Here is a 6,299-nt window from a genome sequence, read left to right as displayed (position 1 = left end):
AGGGGGGACACGGGGACACGGAGAGGGGGGACGCGGGGACACGGGGAATGTGGGGACGCGGGGAGGGGGGACGCGGCGATGCGAGAGCTAGGTAAGGCCACCGAGAGGTGAGAGCTGGGTAGAGACACGGAGGCCTTGTGCCTCTGCTACCCTCTGACATTCCGACATTCTGACAATCTGACAGTCTGCCTCTGCGATAAACGCCTAAAGCGCCTGGTCGTTCTGTTCGAAGGGCAACCAGAGGGCCAGGGTATTGCCACCCTGGTCGTGGGCGTCGACACAGAGTTGCCCTCCGGCGAGCCGGGCGCGGGCCTGGATCTCCTCCAGCGTGTCGCTCGTGTTCTGCTGTTGCCGACAACGACAGCCGTCACCGTCGTCGTGTACGGTCAAAGCGACGAAGCCCTCGATCCGGGTCAAGCAGAGACGCACCTGGTGAACGTTTTCGTGGTTGACGACATGGCTCAAGACCTCGTCGGTGACGTGGTAAAGCAGTAGTTCCTGCTCCGGCGTCAGGCTGCCGGAAACGTCGGATACTTCCACCTCTACTTCAAAATCACTGCCGTCAGCCAACTGCTGGGCACGGGTGCGGATGGCTTCAGTCAATCCCACTTCCTCAACCGATACCGGCTGCAAGTCGCTGATAGCCTGCCGGGTATGCAGCAAATCGGAACGGGCATCCTGGTAGATCAGTCGCAACCGTTCAGCTGTTGCCTCGGGCAATGATCCCACCACGGCCGCAAAGATCTCCAGGTGATCTCCCAGGGAGGTCAATGGCGGTCCCAGGGTTTTCTGCAACTGATCGGCCATGCGGGTGCGTTCCCGCTTCGCGCCCAGGATCTCGGCGGTGGCTGCATACTCCCGCAGCTGACTCTCGTTCTGCATCTGTTGCTGCTGCTGTTTCTGCAGCAGGCCGGAAAGATAGGCCAGTATCAGGGGCAGCAAAAAGAGCAGATCCGGACGCAGGATCGTTGTCACGGGAGAAACAGGAACCGACTCCGGGGCCAGCTGGTGCATCAGGAAGCCAATACCGACATGGAGGACTCCGACCAGAGCGGCTCCCACCAGAGCGCCTCGCCAACCATACTGCCAGGCCACTAATAAAAGTGGAATCATCAGAAGCACTCCCGGTTCCACAACAAACAGGGGTCCCAGCTGTACCATGTCGAAACGCACGAGACCCAGGCTGTGGAGCAGACTGGTGATAACCGTCTGGCAGATCAGATAGGTGGCAAGGGCTGCCGGTAACCAGGCGCCATTCAAGCGCCGGCGAACGGCCGGAACAAAAACCATTGCGGCGGGGAGCAGGGCAAGTACCACCAGCAGGACGATAAAGAGGTTCGGGGGCGAAGTATCCTGCCACGACCGGGTCAGGCCCAACACAAGCAAGCTGACAATCGGCAACAGCACCGAAATGCGCAGCAGCGTGATTATGCCTGGAATCGGTTTGTTATGCATAAGCCGGTCGGTTCCCGAGCGTGTCTTCGTTTGGATGTGGATCAACCCGGTTGGACGCTATTCCGGGCCAATCGTGGCAACACTACTCCCAGTGTGCCAGAATCTGGCGGCGAAGTCTGTATACTGTCATACGAGTTTGGCGGTTGCCACAAGTTTGGCGCTATGCCTGCTATTGTTCTGTCGGCATTCCGGGGTGGTGCAGCACTTATTGCGCCATCCCGTCCCTTTGGTGAGCGTGCTGACAGTTGCCGGGGCGCGTGATGTGTTTATAATGGAGCTGGCAGGAGATATGTCACAGCATGAATCGAAACCGATGGTTGACGTTGACAGGAATCATATTATTGTTTGGCCTCGCAGCCCTGATCTGGGGACGAGTGCCCGCCGAAGGAATTGACGCCGCATTGCCGCCGGCGCCTGCCGTCAATCACCCGGCCCCAGCCTTTACCCTGAACACGTTGGATGGCGAGCAGTTGGAACTTGCCGATCTTCAAGGACAGCCGGTGGTGCTCAATTTCTGGGCGACCTGGTGTGGACCCTGCCGGGCCGAGATGCCTGAGCTTCAGCGTCTTCATGAACAACTTTCGCGGGCAGGCGTGGTGGTCCTGGGGGTGAATCAAAACGAAACGCCCGACATCGTGTCCCGCTATCGAGAGGGATTAGGAATTGATTTTCCAACGGTCATCGATCAACGGTTAAGGGTTAGCCGGGAGTACGCTGTCAATTCCATTCCCACAACATTTTTCATCGATCGCGACGGGGTGATCCAACGGACTTTCATCGGTCCTATGACGGATGCCGTGCTGGCGCAAAACCTCAAAGCGATCTATCCCTGATATGTTTCCAACTATTCCTATTGGACCCATGCGATTGCAGACCTACGGCCTGTTCCTGTTAATCGCCTTTTGGGCGGGCCTGTGGCTGGCGGCGCGGCTGGCAGACCGCCACGGCATCGAGCGCGATCACGTTTACAACGCCGGGTTTTACGCCCTGATCGGTGGCTTGATTGCGGCTCGCCTGGGTCATGTGATCGCCTACTTTGAGGTCTACCGGAACGACCCGCTCCAGATCATCTCGCTCAGCCCCGGTGCGCTTCTTCCGGCGGCAGGCATCATCGGAGCGCTGCTGGTCGCCGCGATCTATCTACGGCGCCATCATCTACCCCCTCTTGCCTTTCTGGACGTTGCGGCGATGGGATTGCTGCTCGCCCTGGCCATCGCCGGATTGGGTGCATTTCTGGCGGGCCGTACCCTGGGCACTATGACCGATCTCCCCTGGGGTGTTGAGCTATATGGGGTAACCAGACATCCGGTGGCTCTGTATGAGGCATTGGCAACGCTGGCGTTGCTGATAGTGCTTCTTCGTTATGATCGCGGCCATCTGCAGCAACCCGGGCAACTTGCCTTGCTTGCTCTCTTTGGCTATGCGACAATCCGGCTCTTTTTGGAGCCCTTGCGTGCAGATAGTCTGACGGTCGGGGATGGCTGGCGGCTGGTTCAGCTTGTTGCGCTGTTGCTGGTTGCCATCAGCGGCGGGATTCTTGCCAGGATGGCATCGACAGAGTCGCCATCCGCAGTTCAGGAGAGCGTTTCGCCATGATTTCGCCTGGAGTCACTTTTCGGTGATTGTCCGTAAACAACTCAGTGGCCTGGCACGGTCGGGCCCTTCGACAAGCTCAGGATGTGCCCTTCGGCTGACGCTCACCCACTCCGGGGCGGTTTCCAGGGGTGCTACGCATCCGCTCCGCTGCGGGACCTGCGGAGACCGGCCCGGGCATGTTCTGAATGAGTTGGTGATGGGACGGGCCGTCCACGAATAGGGACACGAATGCACGAAGAGGATCTCGGCGATGGCAGATCACTGTTGGCGCGGCGGTGTGCGGACGGCGATGGCATGGGGCATCCACGAATGAGGTGGTGGCGGCATTCGTGGATTCGCGCCGCCGCACGCCAACAGGCGGTGCGGCCTAGCAAGGCCACCGAGAGGTGTGAGCTAGGCAATTCGCGGACGGCCACGAAGCTTACGCCTGCACGCAAGACCGGCCCGAGCAGGGTTTAACCCACCCCCCGGCCCCGTGCACCGCGCTTTCCGCTGCGCTCCGGCGTCCTTCGGACGCGGGGCGTAGCCCTGATTCAGTTATCGAAGCACGCGGGTATCACCAACGCGGCGGGTTACCCGTTGCGAATCCAGGTACTCCATCAGGCCAAGGGCATATTTCCGGCTGGTGCCAAGAAGGTCTCGCACCTGAGCCACCGTAATGCTTCCTTCGGACTGCAGATGTTCCAGGATTGCCTCTACCATTTTCCCGTATCCCTCTGCACTGAATACCACATCCCCGCTGACCCGAATCAACTGTCCACTGTCCACCAGCCAGAGGAAAACATCCTCACCCGTAGCTGCCACAGACTCGGCAACACTTGGAGGAGAGAGGGGGTTGCGTTCGAAGGATTGGAGCAGCTGGGAGACGGCTGTTTGTTGCTTCGGCGTGAGGGATGCCTGGTGATCTCGCAACCGTACGGTTGAACCAGTCTCGGCAATGAGATTCTGCGCTGTGGCCCTGGCCACTATGTCGTTGAACAGGCTAAGGGACCAGCCATGACCCCGCCGGCTTTGAACCTTGCTTTTCAGTTCCTCCCGGGGCATTGCCATCCTGAGGGGATATTGACGGTGGTATTTCTGCAAGGTGTTGGTGATCCGAGCCTTGATTTTCTGCCAACCCTCGCTGGAAACGAGATGCTGCAAACCGGGCCTCACGGTTGTTCGATCATCATCGTCGTCTCGCTGCCGCTGCCAATCGGCGTCGAGAATCTCCACAGCACCGGCTTCGACCAGGGTTTCCAGCGCTTTCAGGCCCTCTGTGGCGTTCAGATTGCTGGCGTTGGCTACCTGAGAAAGACTTGCCGGTTCCCGGCGTAACAACTCCTGCTGGAAGATCCTGACAGGATCGCCACTGTAGTAGGCCTGCAGCATCTGGACTACCTCAGGCCGAAAACGGCGCCAACGGCGGCCGGGGTAGGGATTGACGACCACGCCACCGCCGAGGGTGCGGCTGGGTGAGGGAAGGCGCAGAATGAAGCGATCCCCTCGCTGCAGTGCAACCGGTTCGCTCAAACGCAATTGAATCCAACCTGTGCCGCCGGCTTGAATGGCCTCCGAGTCCAGCAGGCGGGTGCGGGCCGGTACCTCAGCGGCGCCACTAAAAAAGTTGACCAACTGGTTGTGCTCCAGGGGCCAGGGGGAATCGGACACCATGCGAACATGAACATCCACCAAAATCGTGGGACCGACGGTGCCCGGCATCGTAACGACATCGCCCCGATTGATCTGTTCCTTGCTAACGCCGGTCAGGTTAACGGCGACCCGGCTGCCTGGCACTGCCTGGTCGATCTTCTGTTTGTGGGTCTGAAGGCCTCGAACGCGGGCCGTGAGCCCGGTCGGCACGATTTCAACTTCCTGACCAACGGACAAGATGCCATCGCTGAGCGTGCCAGTGACAATCGTGCCAAAGCCCGACACGGTGAACACGCGATCGATGGCCAGACGGGGCCGGCCAACATCGCGCCGCTCCGGTACATCGGCCAACACACGGACCAAGGCCTCGGTAAGTGCTTCCAGACCTTGCCCGGTTCGGGCTGAGACCGGAATAATTTCTGAGCCTTCCAGGCCGGTGCCAACCAGCGTGTCTTCGACGTCGACCTGAACCAATTCCAGCCATTCCGGATCGTGTTGCACCATGTCGATCTTGGTCAGGGCAACGACGCCGCCCGGTACCTCAAGAAGATCCAGAATTGCCAGGTGTTCCTGCGTCTGTGGCATGACACCCTCGTCGGCGGCAATTACAAGGAGGGCAGCATCGATGCCACCAATCCCTGCCAACATGTTTTTGATGAAGTCGATATGTCCTGGAACGTCCACGACTCCCACCGCCTGTCCATCCGGCAGGGTCAGCCAGGCAAAACCGAGATCGATGGTCATCTCCCGGGCCTTCTCTTCGGCAAGGCGATCGGGATCGATGCCCGTCAAGGCAAGGACAAGGGTCGATTTGCCATGATCGACATGGCCCGCTGTTCCGATTACTCTCATTTGTAGACGACCTTTTGACCCCGGATTGTGCTAAGGATCAGTTCCATGATCGCGATGAAGAGCGCGACGACGACATCGATCAGCAAGGTGAAGCCAAAGGCGTAGGTCAGGGTCTGCACAGCGATGACGAACTGGTCAACCAGGGTTGTGGGCAGGGTGGGCCAACCGCCCAACAACAGCAGTACCGCACCGGTGATGCCCAGGTAAATCAGGACCAATCGCCAGGACGATCTGTCCGTGGGACTGGGCATCATGGCATTGCTTACGGCTACGATGAGATAGAGCCAAAGCCATGAGTCTGCCACGCGAACGGTGCCGGTCAACAGGTCGAACATCTCGTTCCATTGGCGCTGCTCCCAGGCCTCGGCAAGGGTCCTGACGTCAAAGGCCCAGTAGCCGATGAGAAGCAATACCAGGGTCCCCGCCAGGAAGGGTGCCAGTCCTACCAGGCTATCAAGGAAGGGATTGGTTTTCTGAATCTCGACTGAGCCGAGGATGATTTGTTGACCTTGCATCTCCGGGGAAATGCTGAAACGACCTGTTTTCAGCCCAAGAAGCCTGGCTGCAAGCCAGTGGCTGAACTCATGGAGGATGATGCCTGGAAGCAGGAACACCCACAGAATGGTCATGCCGGCATTCTTGCTGTTGAAGAGAAGAATGCCGATGCCCTGCATGTGGAGCGAGATCCAACGCTGAAGCAAATAGAGCAGCAGGACGGAGACGCTGAAAGCAATGAGGGTTGACCAGGGCTCAGACATGGGATT

At 59.1% G+C, this 6,299-nt stretch carries 5 protein-coding genes; 2 read left to right on the top strand and 3 right to left on the bottom strand.

The window, feature by feature from the left end; genetic code table 11:
- Window positions 1–204: 204 nt before the first annotated feature.
- On the bottom strand, window positions 205–1,455 hold the full coding sequence (locus tag U9R25_17555) for a hypothetical protein (GenBank protein MEA3337704.1): 1,251 nt from the start codon (window positions 1,453–1,455) through the stop codon (window positions 205–207).
- Window positions 1,456–1,754: 299 nt separating this feature from the next.
- On the opposite strand from U9R25_17555, the gene U9R25_17550 reads away from it, so the two are divergent.
- Window positions 1,755–2,288, top strand: a complete 534-nt coding sequence (locus U9R25_17550; GenBank protein MEA3337703.1) for a redoxin domain-containing protein — start codon at window positions 1,755–1,757, stop codon at window positions 2,286–2,288.
- Between the two features lies 1 nt (window position 2,289).
- Window positions 2,290–3,051 (top strand): prolipoprotein diacylglyceryl transferase family protein, encoded by a 762-nt coding sequence (locus U9R25_17545; GenBank protein MEA3337702.1) that lies wholly within the window; start codon window positions 2,290–2,292, stop codon window positions 3,049–3,051.
- Between the two features lie 537 nt (window positions 3,052–3,588).
- On the opposite strand, the gene selB is transcribed toward U9R25_17545, so the two are convergent.
- Together selB and U9R25_17535 are read right to left on the bottom strand one after the other, a co-directional pair.
- On the bottom strand, window positions 3,589–5,535 hold the full coding sequence (selB, locus tag U9R25_17540) for a selenocysteine-specific translation elongation factor (protein MEA3337701.1): 1,947 nt from the start codon (window positions 5,533–5,535) through the stop codon (window positions 3,589–3,591).
- Window positions 5,532–6,293 (bottom strand): hypothetical protein, encoded by a 762-nt coding sequence (locus U9R25_17535; GenBank protein ID MEA3337700.1) that lies wholly within the window; start codon window positions 6,291–6,293, stop codon window positions 5,532–5,534. Before U9R25_17535 ends, selB begins: the two co-directional genes overlap by 4 nt.
- Between the last annotated feature and the right edge of the window lie 6 nt (window positions 6,294–6,299).

This window comes from Chloroflexota bacterium, assembly GCA_034717495.1.
GTDB lineage: Bacteria > Chloroflexota > Anaerolineae > JAAEKA01 > JAAEKA01 > JAYELL01.
This window is presented reverse-complemented; position numbering and strand designations above follow the sequence as displayed.

What these genes read in the sequence shown, in the direction of transcription:
- U9R25_17550 (MEA3337703.1), top strand. Translation starts at nt 1,755, where the DNA reads ATGAATCGAAACCGATGGTTGACGTTGACAGGAATCATATTATTGTTT.
- U9R25_17545 (MEA3337702.1), top strand. Translation starts at nt 2,290, where the DNA reads ATGTTTCCAACTATTCCTATTGGACCCATGCGATTGCAGACCTACGGC.
- selB (MEA3337701.1), bottom strand. Translation starts at nt 5,535, where the DNA reads ATGAGAGTAATCGGAACAGCGGGCCATGTCGATCATGGCAAATCGACC.
- U9R25_17555 (MEA3337704.1), bottom strand. Translation starts at nt 1,455, where the DNA reads ATGCATAACAAACCGATTCCAGGCATAATCACGCTGCTGCGCATTTCG.
- U9R25_17535 (MEA3337700.1), bottom strand. Translation starts at nt 6,293, where the DNA reads ATGTCTGAGCCCTGGTCAACCCTCATTGCTTTCAGCGTCTCCGTCCTG.